Source organism: Paenibacillus algorifonticola (assembly GCF_000971975.1).
GTDB lineage: Bacteria > Bacillota > Bacilli > Paenibacillales > Paenibacillaceae > Pristimantibacillus > Pristimantibacillus algorifonticola.
Map to the genome: position 1 here is coordinate 56368 of NZ_KQ040781.1, position 18690 is coordinate 75057.

The window sequence follows — 18690 nt, forward strand, 5'->3', positions numbered from 1 at the left end:
TAAAAGGCGGAGCGGGAGAAGGCTGTTGGAATGTGTCAGGCATTCGGCAGCCTGTCCCGTTCTTTTTTTGCCGCAATGGTGCGGATCGGGTCTGATCTTCGTTTATTCAATACCTTCCAGGTGGAAAATACCGCAGTTAATGGCGGAAGCCGTCACGCGGGGCTCATATTGCCAGCGGATTTCCGATTGGCGCTGTTCATATTGCTCCCGTACGCTTTGTTTGAGCTCGTCATCAGCCGCATGCTCGATTAACGGCTCATAATACAGCCGAATGCGTTCCAGCTCCTCTTCTAGCCGCTCGGTCGCGGCACCTGCCCATTCATAATCGTAGCTTTTCAGCTTGCGTTCCAGCGCCTGCTCCATAATGGACAGTGCCTTGTTAAAGGAAAGGCCATTTTTCGCCAGATGAATGTTTGCGGGCAGGCGTGGCGTGAGCTTCAAGCGCTGAAGCCGATCATGGAACTGCTCGGTGCAATACCCCGTTGCCAGCGAAATGCCATAGCTGTGTATTTCCTCGCGCTTGCGGTCGCAGGCGAACTCCACGCGCATATTGATGCCAAGCCAGGCGGTGTAAGGGGTAGAGCTGTAGGGCGAGGCGGCACCGCGTTCCGGTTCTTGAAAAAGAAAGACGTAGCTGCCCTTCGATTTTGCCGCACCAAACAGCTGATCCAGCTTGCGCGAGCCGAAATACATTTCCTCGCGCGGAATGCGCAGCCCCGTCTGATTGATATTGCCGTGCACGAAGCCGAGCGAGCGGCCAAGCGCTGCATCAGCTGCTGCCGCTTGGCCCGTGTCGGCTGCCGCTGTGCTGGCACTGCTATCAGCACTTTCGGCAGGGCCGGCCGCCGCAGAACCAGAACCCGCTGGCACCGTCGAGGTTGATGCTAAACCTGCCGTATCACCGTGGACGGTTGGACTTGCAATTGTATTTGCGGGGCCTATGCCCGCATCAGGCCTCACGCTGCTTGCTGCACCGGGAAACGCTGCTGCACCTGCGCTTCCTATAGAGCCCGCTGCGGTGCCCGCCGCCCCGAATGCGCCGCCCGGCAAGCGCTGCTGCGCGGGCAGTGTCCCGGCTTGAGCGGCGTCATATTTTTCGCGGTCGGTTACGAGCAGGTAGGTCATCGTCTCGGGAGCGGCATTCGTACGGTCAACGAAGCTCCAGTAGTAGGGGCGGTTCGTCAGCTCCCGATCCGCATCAGGAGACAGTTTTACGGTGAAATGGCAGGGCGATTTCTCCAAAACCTGGCACTGCGTCGCCTCCAAATATCGCTGTACAAACTTGTGTACCTGCTTCTCATTCATGTCTAATCTCCACCGTCTGCCCAAGGGCCGTCATTTGTGACACTATTTGCGTTCCTGCCTGCAGCTCAGGGCCTTGTTGCACCTCATCGCGAATTTGCGTAATCGAGGAGGCGAGATCGCTAATTTTCTCGCGCAGCTCCGTATCGCTGCCGCCTGATTCGAGCAGCATGCGGGCAAGCTGCTGCTCCAGCGAGCCATCCTTTTTCTCAAAACGCTCCAAAATATGATCCAGCTCGCCAATCACAAGCTCAAACATATTAATTTTTTCATGCAGCAAATGCACAATATGCTCTTCTATCGTCCCGAGGGTGCATAGGTTGTAAATCTTGACATCCTCGGTTTGTCCGAGCCGGTGGACGCGGCCAATTCGCTGCTCTACGCGCATCGGGTTCCACGGCAGATCGAAGTTGATCATATGGTGGCAAAACTGCAAATTGATGCCTTCGCCGCCCGCCTCTGTTGCAATCAATACTTGGGCCCGGCCGCGGAACAGGTCCATCATCCAATCCTTTTTGCCGCGGTTCATCCCGCCCCTGTAAGGGACGGCAATCATGTCGTGAGAACGGAAATATTGCAGCAAATACTCCTGCGTAGCCCGATACTCGGTGAAAATAATAACTTTATCGTTCATTTCCTTCACGAGCTCAAGCGCCTTCTCCGCCTTCGTATTGGCTTCAATTTTTTTAATAAACTCGACGAGCTCCCATATTTTTGCGCGGACGGGTGAATCCTCAGCCGTCTTTTTGAACATATTGACGAGAGTCAGGAAGACAGCATCGCGGCTGCTGCAAACTTCGCGCTGGAGCGTGACCAAGGGCAGCATGCTGCTCAGGTCGGGGCCGCTCTCATCGTAGCGTTCATGCACGAAGGCAGTCACGGCGTCGTAAAGCGCCTGCTCGTCAGCTGACAGCTGCAGCGGAATATTTTTCACAAAACGTTTCGTAAAAGAAATGCCGCCGTCGCCGCGGCGATTGCGGATCATAATGCTGGACAGCGCCGTTTGCAGCTGCTCCTCGTTTTTCGGAAGACGCTTGTCCACGACGAAGTTTGCGGCGAACTCGCTTTGGCGTCCGAGCTGGCCAGGCTTGAGCAGAGTGATCAAATTGTACAGCTCGTCCAAATTGTTTTGCACCGGCGTTGCGGTGAGCAGCAGACAATATTTTTTGCGCAGCTCGGTGACGAACTGGTAGTTGGTCGTTTTTTTGTTTTTGAGCTTATGCGCCTCGTCGATGATGACCATATCGTAGTCGGTACCGAGAATGACGTCGCGATGCGGATCGCGTTTAGCCGTATCCATCGAAGCGACGACGACGTCATAATGCCATGTGTGGGCTTTTTTCTGAGCGACGGCGGAAATGCCGAATTTTTGATTCAGCTCGCGCACCCATTGCAGCACAAGCGAGGCTGGCACCAGAATGAGCGTACGGCGCACGAGCCCGCGAACGATGTATTCCTTTAGCACGAGCCCAGCTTCAATCGTTTTGCCGAGTCCCACCTCATCAGCGAGAATGGCGCGTCCGCCCATTTCATGCAGCACCTTGCGCGCGGTCGAGATTTGATGGGGCATCGGTTCGAGCATCGGCAGACTGCGCAAGCATTGCAGCTGCTCGAAGCTTTCAATTCTTTTTGCTTGCTCCGCCTCCATCGATAGCTGATATAATGTCCAGTCGTCCCATGGCCCGTTTTTGGCGATACGGTTTTGCAGCTCGTCAAAGGTGGAACGGTCATATTGCAAATCTACGAGCGGATGAAGCTTGCGGGTGACGAGAGCAGCATCTGGAGCGGCGGAAGATCCGTGTAGCGGTTGTTTATTATCTAAAGACAAGGGAGCAGCTCCTTTCATCGTTAAAGCCAATCATTCATCGTCCAATCGAACAAAATGAGTAGGTTGCAATCTTTGTTTCTAGTATGGCCCTTTCATCGCCTATTCATAAGAAAGGGCCAAAAAAAGCGTGAGGACAAGCAAAGGAAAGCGCAGGCTTTGGCCAACGAGAAAATTGGGCGTTTTTGGCTGGAAATGAAGGAGAAACACAATATGTAGTATGTTATAATGATATTTAGACACAATATATCGGATTTGTGGGACGCCGTGTTAGCGGGCAAATAGGTGGGTTTTTGCAAATGTGAGGAGAGGCGGCGTTACTTATGGAGAAGAAACAAACCTTAAAGGAAAATAGGATAGGCAGCGGCAGGCTGGAGGGGCTCAGCGAGAAAATTTTTCTCGATCGTTATGCCTGGAAAAATGCTGATTCCAGCAGCGCTAAGCCCGGAGACATCGTGCTGGTGCTGACAAAAGATGATCCGAAGTTTCCGACGAAGGAAGTCGGAGAGATCGTTGCCCGTGAGGGGGAGCAGGTGGAGGTGAAGCTCCGAAACGGTGAGCGTATAACGGTTGCAGTTGAGAAGCTGACGCTGACCATTGAGCAGACCCCGGACGAAATGTGGGATCGTCTGGCGAAGGCGGTGGCCGGAGTCGAGGGCAGCGAGCAGAAGCGGGGGGAATGGACGGAGCGTTTTCGCTATATTTTGGACGACTGGAAGCTCGTGCCGGGCGGCAGAATTGCAGCGGGGGCAGGTGCCAGCGAGGAATTAACGCTGTTTAACTGTTATGTGCTGCCTTCTCCGGCAGATAGCCGTGGCGGCATTATGCAGACGCTGACGGAAATGACGGAAATTATGGCGCGCGGGGGCGGCGTTGGCATAAATCTATCGTCGCTTCGCCCGCGCCGCGCCATTGTAGCAGGGGTAAATGGCGCATCGAGCGGAGCGGTATCATGGGGCGGTCTGTTCAGCTATACGACGGGGTTGATTGAGCAGGGCGGCAGCCGCCGCGGCGCCTTAATGCTGATGATCAACGATTGGCATCCCGATGTGCTGGATTTTATTACAGTCAAGCAGACGATGGGCCAGGTGACGAACGCGAATTTATCGGTATGCGTCAGCAACGCTTTTATGAAAGCTGTAAAGGAAGATTTAGAGTGGGAGCTCGTATTCCCCGATACGAAGGATGCACAGTACAACGAGCTTTGGACAGGGGATTTGGATGCTTGGCGGGCACTTGGCAAAAAGGTGATTTTGTACAAAACGGTCCGCGCCCGTGATATCTGGCACATGATAATTGAATCAGCGTGGAAGTCGGCAGAGCCCGGCGTGGTTTTTATGGAGTATTATAATCAGATGTCGAATAGCTGGTATTTCAATCGGATTACTAGTACTAATCCATGTGGTGAACAGGGCCTGCCGGGCTGGGGTGTCTGCAATCTTTCAGCGGTCAATCTGTCGCGTTTCTATAATGAGCAGCAGCATGATGTCGACTGGGAGGAGCTGGCGAAGGTGACGCGTTGGTCGGTGCGTTTTCTCGATAACGTCATTGACACCACACCGTATCATTTTCCTGAAAATGAAGCGAACCAGAAGCGCGAGCGCCGCGTCGGGCTCGGCACGATGGGGCTTGCGGAGCTGCTGATTAAGCTGCAAATCCGTTATGGCAGCGCAGAGTCTCTCGATTTTCTCGATAAGCTATATGGGTTTATGGCCCGCGAGGCGTATCTCGCTTCGACGGAAATTGCGGCGGAGAAAGGCGCTTTTGCTGCCTTTGAGGCAGATAAATTTTTGCAAAGCGGCTTTATGCGAAGCTTGACGTCGCACTATCCTGAGGTTGGAGCTGCTGTAGAGCAGCATGGCATTCGTAATGTAACGGTGCTGACGCAGGCGCCAACGGGCAGCACGGGAACGATGGTCGGCACCTCGACGGGCATTGAGCCGTATTTTGCCTTTGAATATTTTCGCCAAAGCAGGCTTGGCTATGACAAGCAGCTCGTTCCGATTGCCCAGCAGTGGAAGGATTCGCATCCTGGCGAGGAGCTGCCGGATTATTTTGTAGCGGCGATGGACTTGTCTGCGAAGGATCATATTCGGGTACAGGCGGCAATCCAGCGCTGGGTGGACAGCTCGATTTCGAAGACGGCGAACTGCCCGAATGACTTTACAGTGGAAGAGACGAAGGAGCTTTATGAGTTGGCGTTCGATCTTGGCTGCAAGGGCGTGACCATTTATCGCGACGGCAGCAGGGATGTGCAGGTGCTGTCGACTACGGATGAGAAGGAGAAAAAACAAGAGAAGGAAGTGGAGCTACAGCCGTCACCAGGAGAGGGTAGCGAGGATAAAGCTGCTCGATTGGATGATCATGGTGCCAATGCTATTATTGAGGAAATGGCTTCTCAAGATGCTCCAAGTGCTGAGAGTGTACAGGACGCAGCAGGCCCAATAACAACTACAGCTACAACCGCTATTAGTCCGAAAACGCTGGACAAAGCATACAAAAATCGCCCGCAGGTACTGCGCGGTGCCACCTACAAAGTAAATACGCCGTTCGGCATGGCGTACATTACGATCAATGATCTCTCCGGCTTGCCGGGCGAAATTTTTCTGAATGTCGGCAAAGCTGGCTCCGACGTGTTCGCCATGGCGGAAGCGCTGGGCCGCGTCTGCTCGCTTTTCCTTCGTTATGGCGATCATGGTCATAAGGTGGAGCTGTTAATCAAGCACTTGAAGGGGATCGGCGGCACAGGTGCGATTGGGTTTGGCGCAAACCGCGTGGAATCGATTGCTGATGCTGTGGCGAAGGCGTTGGAGCAGCATATAGCGGCTGCTGACCTGCAGCAGTTGGATGTGGAACGGTCAGAGGAAAGCCGTGAAGCAGCTCAAGGAACTGAAGCCAGTAAGGGCTTAAAAGTAGTTTCATCCGCAACAGCTGCATCAATAGCGGCTGCTAACGTCATTCCAGACTCAGCAAAAAGACGCAGCAGCGCAAGCTCGCTCGATCTTTGCCCTTCTTGTGGGTCAGCGTCGTTGATTAATATAGAAGGCTGCAAGCAGTGCAGCAATTGCGGGTACAGCCGATGTAATTAACGATTCCTTATAGGGAAAGTCTTGAAGCAATTGCCCCCGCCTCATTGAGAGGTGGGGGCAATTAATTCTGTAGATCCTCCTAACGAACGAACAACTTAGTTTAATATATACGCATCCAAAAAAACACTAACACCGCGTTCAACAAACATTCTGATTTGAGCATCGGGTGGATCTTCAATAATACCGAATAGACATTTTTCCACTAGCTCTGATTCGATCAGGGCTATATAGTGTGACACAACCATTCCTATATCCCTCTTTTTTACCTTTTGAGCGTCCATTTCTTTCTCAAAGTGCGCGGATAACATATCGAGAATTTTCCTTTGACCCTCCTCAAAGAATAAAATCCCAATGTCAGAGCGCGTGGACTCAGCAATTAGCATGCGGTTAATGGCAATCGTATCCGGACTACATCGTTGATGCAAATAATGTTCCCCGAAATTCTGTAGCACAGTCTTAAGATCATCATTTTCTGTCAATATGGACTTTATTGTGGTTAATTCGGGTTGAACGGACTGTTTGACCATTTCTACAAATACTTCTTGTTTTGATGAAAAGTAGTTATATAAAGTTGCTTTGGAACCGCCTACACGCGCAGCGATTTCGGACATGGATACGTCATATGAAGCACTTTCCTTTAGCAATTGTAAGGCTACATCAATTATTGCTTTCCTCTTGTTTTCACTTTTGGTTCTCAAAAAAACCGCTCCCTGTATAATCTGCAAATTTTTAAATTCATTATAAAATTTGAAACCATTATCGTCAAATAAGAAAATGTTAGCTCGCAAGCAGAAAGAGAATATTGACGGTTAATAATTCCTTCATTATAATTAAACTGTACAGTACAGTTTAATTATTGGAGGTCAGATTATGAGGGATATTAAATCAATGTGGATTGAAAACAGATTGGAACAGAAAGATCTTATGCCTAAGTTAGTTAAACAAGAAATTGAAAATGAAATTAGGCAAGACATTTTGGACTTTTTAAAAGTACAAGAGGTTGCTAATCTGGCGACAGCAACTCCGACAAATTGGCCACTTATTCATGCTATGCATTTTGCCACAGTTGCAGATAAAGAATACAGACCTGTCTTCTACCTATTTTCTGTTCCAGGCACCAGAAAGTTGCATAATATCACTGTAAATCCACAGGTTGGATTATCAGTATATAATTTACTGGGATATGAAAATAAAAAGCAGGCAAAGGCATTTCAATTTATAGGAATCGCCGAAGTTATCAATGACGAAGAGGAATTTAAAAAAGCACTGGCAGCTCAAAGAAGTAAGCTGGGGTATGAATTTACTGAATATTTACCTCTTGAAAAACAACCTTGCATACGAGTAGATGTTCTATACGGCACGTGGATGGATCAATCGAGGAAGCACCCATTTGTATCAATAGACTATCTGCGGCAGGTATAGCATCTTACGTCTGTTATAAAGATGAGGGGATTTATATATGAAGAAACTACATGCGTTTGCTAGCATTATATCTTTTCTATGTATCGCCAGTTTTTTAAGTTCTACTATTATAGTAGATTTATTCTGTAGTCATGAAACGATCGCTAAACTAAAAAGTTTGATTGTTCTACCAGGATTGATCGTTTTGATTCCGGCCATGGCAATAACTGGGGCAACGGGCTTCAAAATATCTAAGGGGAGGAAAGGAATGATTATTGAAAAGAAAAAGAAACGAATGCCTTATATTGCCTTGATTGGTGTATTAATTATGATACCGTCCGCAATATTACTTAATATGTGGGCATCAACAGGTCAATTTGGCACAAAATTTTTGTTGGTTCAGCTGATTGAGCTCATGGGCGGTGGTGTCAACCTATTCCTAATGAGTATAAACATGAAGGATGGATTCGTACTTACCGGAAAATTAAAACTCAAAAGATAGTTTTGCCAAATTTGTCGAGGGACGAGAACATAGTACCATACAAATCCGCTAAAATTGCTACTTATAAAGGAACCAAGTCCTTATTCCAACAAAAGTTAATCAAGATAAATAGAATGAACGAATCGCCTCAGGCTCCTTCAAGGAGTTTGAGGCGATTCGTTTGCTACGTCCGTTTCTTTTCATATGGATAAAACTTATACCAATATGGACAGATAATAGTGTTATTAAATTTTGTTGCTAGATAGGACACTGAATCGTCCATATTTCCCTAACTGTGTGGAATACTCACAAACTCCAGAATTCATTATGATGGAATTAGTAAAGCGCTTTCTTTTTTGTGTGTAGAAGAAGGACATCCTTTTTGCAGCTTATGAGGAGGTTTTTATGAAATGACTGTTCGAGCCTATCGTGTTCGGCGTTTTCCTAGCGTTATGCCTTATTCAAGGCGTTATGGTGCGGGCAAAATAAGACTAAGCATTCGATCTCTACTTATGGAACGAGGCGATTGAGTGCAATTACGATATCTACCATTTGTTGAGAAGCCAAAGAGCAGGTGAGGATATGGAAGAGATAGCGCAGCTGATTATCCGAAATTTGGAATGCAAGCTCCGAAGCTTGGCAGCGCCGACTGAGCATTTGCAGCTGCCGGAGGAAATCGCAACTGAGTAACCAATAAAACAACATTATATGAAAGCGGTAATAAACGGTAGACAGCGGGTAGCGTATTCGCGATAGGCGAATATAACGTCAATATGATTGCGGAAAGGATTGTTGGATTTGAAAAGTGGAAATGTGGAGAGCGTCCTTAAAGCGCCTAGGCCTAAGAGGTCAAAATGGACCCATACCTGGAGAGAATACAAAAAAAATAAATATATGTTTTTTATGCTTTTCCCCATATTGGTGTGGTACGCGATTTTTCATTATGGACCGTTATACGGTGTCCAGTTGGCGTTTAAAGATTTTAGTCCGATACGCGGAATTTGGGGAAGCGAATGGGTCGGATTTGAATATTTCAAATTTTTGTTTTTCCAATCGCCAGACTTTCTAAGAATTCTGAAAAACACGGTCATCATTAGCTGTTATAATATTATTTTTGGATTCCCGGCGCCGATTATTCTGGCGTTATTGATGAACGAGATACGATTTGGCTTATTCAAGAGAGTAGCCCAGTCGATCTCGTATATCCCGCATTTCTTTTCCTGGGTCGTCCTGTCCGGCATCATCATGATGATGCTTTCGCCAACCCATGGACCGATTAACTATTTATTGTCGCTCGTGAACATCGATCCGATCTACTTTTTAGCCGATTCCAACTACTTCCGATCAACGCTGGTTGTAACGAATATATGGAAAGAAATAGGCTGGGGCACGATCATTTATTTGGCTGCGTTAACGGGGGTCGATCCAACCTTGTTCGAAGCGGCCAAGATCGACGGAGCCGATCGGTTCAAGCAAATAAGGCATATTTCCATCCCATCTATTTTGCCAGTAATTACTATCATGTTTATCTTATCGCTGGGAGGCATTCTCAACGCGGGCTTCGATCAAATATTTAATTTGTATTCGCCTACTGTATACAACGTTTCCGACATCATCGACACCTACGTATATCGAGCCGGTATCGTTAACGGCCAATTCGGATTAACGACAGCGGTCGGCTTGTTCAAGAACATTATTGGCATCACGTTGGTGCTCGGCACGAATTATGTTGTGAAAAAAATGGGACAAGAAGGGGTTCTGTAAAGAGCCGTCAGGAGGAGAGCGAACATCATGAAATCGTCAGTTGGAGAAAATATTTTCCAGTTTATACTTATTGCATTTATATGTGGCTTGTGCACTGCTATGATCTATCCGTTTATTCATATCGCGTCCGTATCGTTAAGCGGGCCGGCGGAATCGACGCGCATGGGATTTCACTTATATCCGAAAGACATCGACTTGTTCAGTTGGAAGCAGGTTGTGAGCCAGCAAAAAATATGGTGGGGCTTCGGCAATTCGGCTTTTCGGACCGTGGTCGGCACCTTGTTGACGCTCGTCGCGATGTCCATGGTCGCGTATCCGTTATCGCGCAAAACGTTGCCTCATCGCTCCTTCTACACGATGATCATTTTATTTACGATGTTTTTTAGCGGCGGCCTCATTCCAAGCTATTTGCTTATCAAAGAGCTGCACTTGATGGACAGCAGATGGGTGTACATCATTCCGGGATTGGTGCCGACTTTCTCCATGCTCGTATTGCGCAACTTTTTCATGTCTATTCCGCAGGAAGTCGAGGAATCGGCAAGAATTGACGGAGCGAACGATATTCGCGTTCTGGTAACGATCGTATTGCCGCTGTCGAAGCCCGTATTGGCGACGCTGGCGTTATGGACTGCCGTCGGGCATTGGAACGCTTGGTTCGACGCGGTCTTGTACATTTCCGATCAATCCAAGCAAGTGCTCCAATTTTTTTTAAGAGAAATCGTTATTCTTAATGCGGACAAAGAGACATTCGGCAGCACGGTTGTCGGGAACTACAAGTATGAAACTTCTATCAAAGCCGCTACCGTGATGTTCGCCGTACTGCCGATTCTAATCGTGTATCCGTTCCTGCAAAAATATTTCGTTAAAGGGACGATGATCGGCTCACTTAAAGGTTAGCGCGATTTATCCAGGGAATGACAAATGCAATCATTCCTTGTTTTAATAAATTTTATTGGCACATAAAAGGGAGGAAAAGAAATGAAAAACAGAAAACGATTGATTGTTGCGGCTATGTTGTCTATGACATTGGTTGCAACGGCTTGTTCGAACGGGGCGGGCAGCGAAACGAACGCGCCTTCGCAGAGCAATGCGCCGGACAAAGAAGAAACGATTGTACTTACAATCAACCCAAGCACATGGAGCATTCCGACAAATGATGACAACGAAATTCAGAAGTATGTCGAGGAAAAGTATAACGTCAAAATCGTGAATATGAGAGCGACCGACGAGAACTTCAAGGTCAAAGTGTCGGCGGGCGAAATTCCCGACATTTTTCCTCACAATATTAGCGAAGGAGATATGGTGAATTACGCAAGACAAGGCGTAATCGCCAGCATTTCGGTAGACGAAATCAAGCAATATATGCCGACATACACGGCGGACGTGGAAACTGTCGATCCGAATGCGTGGGATATCGGATTTTATGACGGGAAGAACTGGGGCGTTCCGCGCGTATGGCTGAACGGCTCCTACGGATTCATTCCGACTTACAACGGCGCATGGTTGAAAGCAATCGGCTATAACGAAGCCCCGAAGACGCTTGAGGAATACGAGGATGTCGTGTACAAGTTCCGGAACAACGATCCGGACCGCAACGGTCAAAAGGATACGTACGCTTTTACGACCCGCGGTACAGGCAATCAGCAATTCAACGAGATCTATGCGGCTTACGGCGTAAATCCTTATCAATTCATGTTAGCCGATGACGGGACCGTAACGTGGGGAGGTCTCTCCGATCAGGCCAAAGAAGCGTTGAAGCTTCTGCAGAAGTGGTATAAAGACGGCGTTCTTGATCCGGAGTTCTTAACGGACAATAACGATACCATTACGCAAAAGTGGAACAACAAAAAAATCGGCATACTCGACCACAATATGTACCATCATCTGTTCAACCAAATCGAGACGAATAAGGCAAACGGCATAGAGCCTGTTTATGGCAAAGGTTTGATTGGACCTGCCGGCAAGTCGCTGGCTATGTCCAACGGCGCATTGCAAGTGCCGCTTCTATTCGGCGCGCAAGTTGAGAAAGATGAGAAGAAAATGATTAAAATTTTGCAAATTCTTGAAGACTTGGTGAGCAACGATGATGCTTATCTAAAGACGGCGTTTGGTCTCGAAGGCGTTTCCTATGAACTTAAGGACGGCGCGGCGGAGGCGTTGGAGCCTTATAAGAGCAATAACGACAAGGTGCTCGAATTGGGCTACGGTGGCTACTACAATCCGCTCGTTGAGCGTAGTCTGTCGATGTGGAAATACCATTTCTCCCCTGCAAAGATGGAATTCAGAGAAACATTGAATGAAGGCATTGAAACGATTTCGGATCTGCTAGGACCGACGCCATTGGAAGCAAAGTCCAAATATTCCGCAACGCTCAATCCGCTTCAAGACGAATATTATGTAAAAGCGATTATCGGAACTGATCATATTGATAAAACATTTGAAGAGTTCAAACAAAATTGGTTGAAATCCGGCGGAGAAGAGATGCTGGAAGAAGCGACTAAAGTGTATCAAGAACGTCAAACTGCGAAATAAGGGTTGGTAACATTGTGATGTAACAGTAATAGGATCGGACTGCCGAGATGGTTGTTAGCCTTCGGGATGACAATTGGTCAGAGCAGTCCCTTGGTCTTGGCACGAAACGTTTAAACTTCGAGATAAAAAGAAAGGATCTTTCTCATGCCCCCATCCAATACTGGGTTTCCCATTGTAATTCTTCCCGGCGATTATCCCGATCCGTCCATTGTACGCGTAGGGGACGACTATTACATGACCCACTCTTCATTCGATTATATGCCGGGACTGCTCGTATGGCATTCCCGCAATTTAACGGTATGGGAGCCTATCGGACATGCCGTTCATCAGCATGTGGGTTGTATTATGGCACCGGAAATCATCTGGCATGACGGCCAGTTCTATATATATTTTCCGGCAGCGCGTACGAATTGGGTCGTAACCGCGGAATCTCCCTCAGGCCCATGGAGCGAACCGATTAATTTGCACGTCGGTCTGATTGATCCCGGGCATGCCGTGGACTCGAAAGGAAGCCGTTATCTCTTTCTGTCTGACGGATACAGAATCCGGTTGGCGGCCGATGGACTCTCGACGATCGGCGAGCTCGAGAAGGTATATGAAGGTTGGCGCTACCCTAACGAATGGCGGACCGAAGGCTTTTATCTGGAGTCGCCCAAGATTACGTATCAGAATGGATATTACTACATGACGTCCGCGCAAGGCGGAACGGCTGGTCCGGCAACCAGCCATATGATTATATCGGCCAGATCGGAATCGATTGATGGGCCTTGGGAGAACTCGCCCTATAATCCAATCGTACGAACCGAGAACCGCATGGAGCGCTGGTGGTCGAAAGGTCACGGAACGCTTGTGGATACGCCCGAGGGAGAATGGCACGTCATATATCATGCTTATGAAAATAACTTTGCGACGCTTGGAAGACAGACGCTTATGGAGCCTGTGCAATGGGAAGATGATGGCTGGTTCCGAACGTCGGAGCAACTTGGCGTAAGCGATTTGCCATCGACCGGAGAAATCGCTTTATCCGACCGGTTCGAGTCAGACCGCTTGAAGCCGCATTGGCATTTCTATGGCCGTTCAACCGTGACCGGTTACAATGTCGGAAAAGGGAAACTAGAATTGCAAGGTCTTTCCGCTGAAATCGTCGAGCCTTTGTTATGTATTCCATACCATCACGCCTATGAAGCTATCGTTTCCCTTCAATTGGATGCAAATACGGAAGGTCGCTTAAGCCTGTTCTACAAGCCTGGCTTCCAATGTGGTGTCGGCTTTAACGGCACGCATGTGTTTTCATTCCGCGATCAATATCGGTCCGAGAATACGGAAGTTTTAGAAAATGTCATCATGCTACGTATTGTAAACGATTCCCATGACGTCGATTTGTATTACGGTTCAGACGGGTCTAATTGGAAGAAGCTGGACCATGGCTTTGAGATGTCCGGGTTTCATAATAATGTGTTAGGGAAGTTTTTAAGTTTAAGAATCGCTTTGGATGCCGTTGGAAGCGGTAGGGCTTCATTTAGTCATTTCATTTACAACGGTCTTGATGGGAACGTACGGCAAGAGGAGGGCAAATAAACATGGACAACGTGATGAAGGTTACAGAGGCACGATAGAAGGGTTAGACATTGAATGGGGAAGAAATACGTTTTGGGCTCCGGAAATCTATTGGCACGAGGGTACTTACCATATGTATGTTTCTTATATAAGAGGCGTGCCCGATCGTTGGGGGCACCAAGCGGATATGCTTCATTATACAAGCTCGAATCTTATCAAGTGGACATTTCAATCCAAATTGAAGATTAGCGACACCAATATCATAGACGCTTGCATTTATCAAATGCCGGACGGCATGTTCAGAATGTGGTTTAAGGAAAGCAATCACACCTATGCCGCCGAGAGCAGCGATTTGTACGAATGGAAACGGATTGGACCGGTAATCGAGGGACGTTGGCATGAAGGGCCTAACGTATTCCGGTTCGAAGGGTTTTATTGGATGATCGTGGACGAGTGGAGAGGACAGGGCGTATACCGCTCCAATGATTTGCTTCATTGGGAACGCAACGGGCTTATTCTCGATCAACCGGGTTCCCGGGAGGATGACGGCACGAACGGCCTTCATGCGGATGTTGTCGTTCAAGGTGAGCATGCGTACATCTTTTATTTCACGCATCCCGAGAGAACGAACGGTAACGAAGAGTCAACCTACGGAACAAGGCGATCATCGATACAAGCAGCCGAGCTGGAAGTCGTGGGTGGCGTTCTCATTTGCAATCGAGATAAACCGTTCGATCTGAAGCTATTACCAGAATAATAGGAGGGTTTAATGAATATGCAGGCTTATTTATTTGTGCATTTTAAAGAAAAGAGAACGCCGGATGGTGAGCAGGTTTACTTCGGTGTCAGCACGGATGGCTTTAACTGGGAGAAAGTGAATGACGGAAATCCAGTGTTGTGGAGTTATTACGGCGACAAAGGCGTCAGAGATTTTACAATAACGAGAACAAAGGAAGGCAAGTTCGTTATTCTGGCCACAGATTTAAGTTTGTCATACGGTATGCTGAATCAATATAACCATTCATGGGGCGAAGCCGCCCGTAACGGGAGCAAATGTCTGTCACTTTGGGAGTCGGAAGACTTGATTCATTGGTCGGAGCAGAGGATGATCAAGCTCGGAGATGAAGATTTCGGCTGTTTATGGGCACCTGACATTATATATGACAACAAACAAGATGACTACGTTATTCATTGGTCGTCGGCTCATGCTCGCAACAATTATGGATTCAAGGGAATTTTCTATTCCCGTACCAAAGATTTCAAAAATTTCACCAAAGCTCAATTGTTATATCAAAAAGAAGACAGCGGTGTCATCGACTCCGCAATGTACGAGGAAGACGGAAGCTATTATATGTTCTTAAAGAGCGAACAAAACCCCGGCAAAAATATTCTAATGAAGTCGGAGGATATAACCGGTCCATTCAAGCGAGTGGATACGTTTGATAAAAGTATGGAAGATGTAGAGGCTGGATTATATGAAGCGCCAACGGCGGTAAAATTGGAAGACGGAAAATGGTGCCTGTTCCTGGATTTCTACGGTTGTTCGGCAGAGCAACAAGGGTATGTGCCGTTTATTGCAAACAGTTTGGCAAGCGGGCAGTTCGTAAGATCGGACAAATCCTTTACATTCCCATATGGCTTCAAGCACGGTACAATTCTGACCATTACGATGGAGGAATACGAAATATTGAAATCCTACCAAAAGATTCCTTCGAAATACTAGCCATACATGATTGACCGAGCAGGGATGGACAGCGATGCTGCCTATTCCTGTTTTTGTCGGTTATTCCCTGAGCGGCACGAAGCTTTTTCCTTTACAATTGGCGCTTCATCATGCAATCATAAATAGATACTACTTCCAAGTACAGAAAAGGCAAAATTGACAAGAGGTTGTGTTGAGATGTTCAGTTTAAAGTTCGCGAGGAGCAGGAAGGCTTTGAAGAGCTTGCCGATTGGGATTCAGCTTTCCGTTCTTGTAGCTATTATATTCGTCATTGTCTTGGTCATTGTATATACCAATTATTTGAAAGCAGCTCAAGTTGTGGAGAAGAAAAACAGCGAATATCATATGGAGATGATTGCTCAAATTAATCAGACCATCGCTTCCAACACCGATGCAATTAAACGAATCTTACTAAGCATCGCTTACAATCCAAAAATTGTGCAGCCATATTTGAACGAGAAGGATCCTGTCAAAAAATATACCCAGTATACGCAATTAATGAGCTATATGGCAGACATGAGGAACATGAAGGACGGAATACTGGATATTGCCTTGATCGGCGGCGACGGAACAACGTTTATTTTAAATGGAGATGTCAATATTCTGACTCCGTTTATAGATGAAATACCTAAAAATCAATTTTTTAATTTTACAGGTGTGCAAAAGCTGCAAATTCATAACATCAACCGGGATGTTTTAATAGTGGGCAGTCCCATTAATCCGACGATAGATTTCGATGACAACAAGAGATACGGCGTTATATTGATCGTGCTAGATGCCAAGACTATATTAGGATCGCCGCCTAGTATGGTTAATATGGGAGGGAGCAAGCTTTATGCATTGGACCGCAACGGGAAAGTGTTCTATACCAATGATGAAGAAGTAAAGACAGGCACGCCTTATTCACAGATCAGTTCTGCCGATTCGGACTCCAGCTTTTATATTCAGAGGGGGGAAATTCCTGATATTGGGGGAGAGCTTGTGTTCAAGCTACCGAAAAGCGAATTGCTGCGGGGGCTGGAAGATATCCGCAAGCAATCGTTGCTGATCCTGCTTGCTTCCTTGCTGGTGCTGTCTATTCCGTTTTTACTTGTCATCAACAATATTTTGCGTCCACTGAAAAAGTTAATGCGATTCATGAACGACTTTAAGCTGGGGCATCTTCGCAATCTAAATAACCGAATCAGCCTTCAGGGATATGCCGAGATCACCAGCATGGCAAGCGATTTCAATCGCATGCTGGATGAGATTGATACGTTAACCAGGCAACTGCTCGATAGCAATACGAAGCTTTATCGCGCTGAGCTTGTAAAGAAGCAGTCTGAATTGGCATTTCTGCAAAGCCAGATCAATCCGCATTTTTTATATAATACATTTGAGTCAATCAAAGGATTGGCCGTAGAGGAAGGTTCGGATAAAATCTTTCATATGGTGAAAGCGCTTGCTTTCGTTTTTCGATACAGCATCAAAGGCACGGATTTTGTAACGCTGCAGGAAGAATTGACGTTGGTCAAAAGCCATGTACACATCCAGCAAATCCGGTTCGGCAACCGGTTTCGCGTCACCTATTGTATTCCCGATGACTTGTTGTCCCACAAAGTTCCGAAGATGATTCTTCAGCCGCTGGTTGAGAACGCCATATTTCACGGTATCGAGCAAAGGACTGGGAACGGGCTTCTCGAGATTACTGTCGAACAACTTGAGGGGAACCTTGTGCTGTCCATTTCAGACAATGGAATAGGCATAGACGAGGAGCAGCTTCGAGCGCTGAAGTCCAAATTGTCGGTTATACAGGATATGACGGACGATCAGAGGACGAATATCGGTCTCGTTAACGTCAATAACCGGATCAAACTGAACTATGGCGAAGCATTTGGTATAACCATTACAAGCAAATATGACACTGGAACGATGGCGGTCATTAATCTACCGCTTCGGAGGGATAACGATGTATAAAGTGTTTCTTGTTGATGATGAGGAGCTGGTCATTAAAAGCTTGATCGCAAGCGTCGATTGGGGGGCGTACGGATTCGAAATAACCGGTTACGCATTAAGCGGGTCGGAGGCATTCGATGCGATTCAGGCAATCGAACCGCACCTTGTTTTTACTGATATTCGTATGCCCGGGATTAGTGGATTGGAGCTTATCAAGCAGTTAAAGGATACATCTTCTAGGGCGCTGGTCATCGTGCTCAGTGGATATGCCGAATTTGCGCTTGCCCAAAAAGCGATCAACTACGGAGCTTTCGGCTATTGCTTAAAGCCGTTTGACGAAATCGAAATTTCCGGTTTTCTCAAGAATGCCGCAAAACTCATAAAAGATAAAGAAATGACCAAAGACGTAAATATCTTTGAATACTTGGAAACGGGATCTCCGGAATATGCGGAGCAGCTAAAGAAAATGCTGCTTGCCGCGGGAATCATTCAGAAGAGTGAAGAGGTGGATCGGAACTTTACGGCTGGATTGTGCTTCTCCCCCCCCGTTTGCGACGGTACGATGTCAAGCAAATCGCGGCCGGGAGCTCAGCAAGTAAGGAACAGGTCATTCAAAGGCATATTGCAATATGTTGACGAGCATTATCGCGAAGACCTTACGATTTCATTTTTATCTGAGCATTTTAATGTCAACGCCAATTATATTAGTCAATTGTTTAGGAAAGAAATGGGTACGACCTTTACGCAATATATAACCGCGCTGCGAATGGATTATGCTTGCCGCCTTTTGTCGGAAACGGATTTGCCGATTAATGAGGTTGCGGAGCAGTCGGGATACAGCGACTATTTTTATTTTACCCGAATCTTTAAGCGAGCGAAGGGAACGACCCCAAGCAGCTATCGGGCATCAACTCTATACTGACTTTCAAATCCCGTCATCGACGGGATTTTTTCTTTACTATTGATAATGATTAGGAGAACATGGACGATCATTAGCACTATTAGACAAGCAACACAATTAAACAATAAATTGTCCATATTTCCCTAATTGAGCTAAATACTCATGCGGAAAGATTTTATA

At 47.1% G+C, this 18690-nt stretch carries 14 protein-coding genes; 11 read left to right on the top strand and 3 right to left on the bottom strand.

Features of this window, described 5'->3' with window-relative positions:
- Nucleotides 1-102: 102 nt before the first annotated feature.
- Nucleotides 103-1305 (bottom strand): YqhG family protein, encoded by a 1203-nt coding sequence (locus WH37_RS03820; RefSeq protein WP_046229248.1) that lies wholly within the window; start codon nt 1303-1305, stop codon nt 103-105.
- Entirely contained in the window at nt 1298-3148 is a 1851-nt protein-coding gene (locus WH37_RS03825) for a DEAD/DEAH box helicase (protein ID WP_082110650.1), read from the bottom strand. The genes WH37_RS03820 and WH37_RS03825 overlap by 8 nt, the downstream gene beginning before the upstream one ends.
- A 302-nt stretch (nt 3149-3450) precedes the next feature.
- Here WH37_RS03825 and WH37_RS03830 point away from each other — a divergent pair, with 302 nt between their 5' ends.
- Nucleotides 3451-6216 carry an adenosylcobalamin-dependent ribonucleoside-diphosphate reductase gene (locus WH37_RS03830; RefSeq protein WP_046229249.1) on the top strand — a complete coding sequence of 922 codons (2766 nt, stop codon included), beginning with the start codon at nt 3451-3453 and terminating at the stop codon, nt 6214-6216.
- A gap of 95 nt (nt 6217-6311) precedes the next feature.
- On the opposite strand, the gene WH37_RS03835 is transcribed toward WH37_RS03830, so the two are convergent.
- Nucleotides 6312-6914 carry a TetR/AcrR family transcriptional regulator gene (locus WH37_RS03835; protein WP_046229311.1) on the bottom strand — a complete coding sequence of 201 codons (603 nt, stop codon included), beginning with the start codon at nt 6912-6914 and terminating at the stop codon, nt 6312-6314.
- A gap of 172 nt (nt 6915-7086) precedes the next feature.
- On the opposite strand from WH37_RS03835, the gene WH37_RS03840 reads away from it, so the two are divergent.
- The 10 genes from WH37_RS03840 (at nt 7087) to WH37_RS33325 (ending at nt 18531) form a co-directional block, all read left to right on the top strand.
- The gene (locus tag WH37_RS03840; protein WP_046229250.1) at nt 7087-7638 is read left to right on the top strand and encodes a pyridoxamine 5'-phosphate oxidase family protein; all 552 of its coding nucleotides are present in this window, start codon (nt 7087-7089) and stop codon (nt 7636-7638) included.
- A 37-nt stretch (nt 7639-7675) separates the two neighbouring features.
- The gene (locus tag WH37_RS03845; protein ID WP_046229251.1) at nt 7676-8119 is read left to right on the top strand and encodes a hypothetical protein; all 444 of its coding nucleotides are present in this window, start codon (nt 7676-7678) and stop codon (nt 8117-8119) included.
- A gap of 873 nt (nt 8120-8992) precedes the next feature.
- A complete protein-coding gene (locus WH37_RS03850) occupies nt 8993-9862 on the top strand; it encodes an ABC transporter permease (RefSeq protein ID WP_082110642.1) in 870 nt (289 codons plus the stop codon).
- A gap of 27 nt (nt 9863-9889) precedes the next feature.
- On the top strand, nt 9890-10759 hold the full coding sequence (locus WH37_RS03855; RefSeq protein ID WP_046229252.1) for a carbohydrate ABC transporter permease: 870 nt from the start codon (nt 9890-9892) through the stop codon (nt 10757-10759).
- An 81-nt stretch (nt 10760-10840) separates the two neighbouring features.
- Nucleotides 10841-12394: a type 2 periplasmic-binding domain-containing protein gene (locus WH37_RS03860; protein ID WP_046229253.1), complete on the top strand. Its 1554-nt coding sequence runs from the start codon at nt 10841-10843 to the stop codon at nt 12392-12394.
- A 144-nt stretch (nt 12395-12538) separates the two neighbouring features.
- Nucleotides 12539-13972 carry a family 43 glycosylhydrolase gene (locus tag WH37_RS03865; protein WP_046229254.1) on the top strand — a complete coding sequence of 478 codons (1434 nt, stop codon included), beginning with the start codon at nt 12539-12541 and terminating at the stop codon, nt 13970-13972.
- Nucleotides 13941-14708 (top strand): family 43 glycosylhydrolase, encoded by a 768-nt coding sequence (locus tag WH37_RS03870; RefSeq protein WP_074904952.1) that lies wholly within the window; start codon nt 13941-13943, stop codon nt 14706-14708. The genes WH37_RS03865 and WH37_RS03870 overlap by 32 nt, the downstream gene beginning before the upstream one ends.
- Before the next feature lie 12 nt (nt 14709-14720).
- Nucleotides 14721-15674 carry a glycoside hydrolase family 43 protein gene (locus WH37_RS03875; RefSeq protein WP_231594113.1) on the top strand — a complete coding sequence of 318 codons (954 nt, stop codon included), beginning with the start codon at nt 14721-14723 and terminating at the stop codon, nt 15672-15674.
- 213 nt (nt 15675-15887) lie between these two features.
- A complete protein-coding gene (locus tag WH37_RS03880) occupies nt 15888-17630 on the top strand; it encodes a sensor histidine kinase (protein WP_177218050.1) in 1743 nt (580 codons plus the stop codon).
- A complete protein-coding gene (locus tag WH37_RS33325; RefSeq protein ID WP_052736793.1) occupies nt 17623-18531 on the top strand; it encodes a response regulator transcription factor in 909 nt (302 codons plus the stop codon). Before WH37_RS03880 ends, WH37_RS33325 begins: the two co-directional genes overlap by 8 nt.
- Nucleotides 18532-18690 lie beyond the last annotated feature (159 nt).

Excerpts from the sequence above, each read along its gene's own strand:
- WH37_RS03845 (WP_046229251.1), top strand. The coding sequence starts at position 7,676 with ATGAAGAAACTACATGCGTTTGCTAGCATTATATCTTTTCTATGTATC.
- WH37_RS03865 (WP_046229254.1), top strand. The coding sequence starts at position 12,539 with ATGCCCCCATCCAATACTGGGTTTCCCATTGTAATTCTTCCCGGCGAT.
- WH37_RS03860 (WP_046229253.1), top strand. The coding sequence starts at position 10,841 with ATGAAAAACAGAAAACGATTGATTGTTGCGGCTATGTTGTCTATGACA.
- WH37_RS03840 (WP_046229250.1), top strand. The coding sequence starts at position 7,087 with ATGAGGGATATTAAATCAATGTGGATTGAAAACAGATTGGAACAGAAA.
- WH37_RS03870 (WP_074904952.1), top strand. The coding sequence starts at position 13,941 with ATGGGAACGTACGGCAAGAGGAGGGCAAATAAACATGGACAACGTGAT.
- WH37_RS03820 (WP_046229248.1), bottom strand. The coding sequence starts at position 1,305 with ATGAATGAGAAGCAGGTACACAAGTTTGTACAGCGATATTTGGAGGCG.
- WH37_RS03855 (WP_046229252.1), top strand. The coding sequence starts at position 9,890 with ATGAAATCGTCAGTTGGAGAAAATATTTTCCAGTTTATACTTATTGCA.
- WH37_RS03875 (WP_231594113.1), top strand. The coding sequence starts at position 14,721 with ATGAATATGCAGGCTTATTTATTTGTGCATTTTAAAGAAAAGAGAACG.
- WH37_RS03830 (WP_046229249.1), top strand. The coding sequence starts at position 3,451 with ATGGAGAAGAAACAAACCTTAAAGGAAAATAGGATAGGCAGCGGCAGG.
- WH37_RS33325 (WP_052736793.1), top strand. The coding sequence starts at position 17,623 with ATGTATAAAGTGTTTCTTGTTGATGATGAGGAGCTGGTCATTAAAAGC.
- WH37_RS03850 (WP_082110642.1), top strand. The coding sequence starts at position 8,993 with ATGTTTTTTATGCTTTTCCCCATATTGGTGTGGTACGCGATTTTTCAT.
- WH37_RS03825 (WP_082110650.1), bottom strand. The coding sequence starts at position 3,148 with ATGAAAGGAGCTGCTCCCTTGTCTTTAGATAATAAACAACCGCTACAC.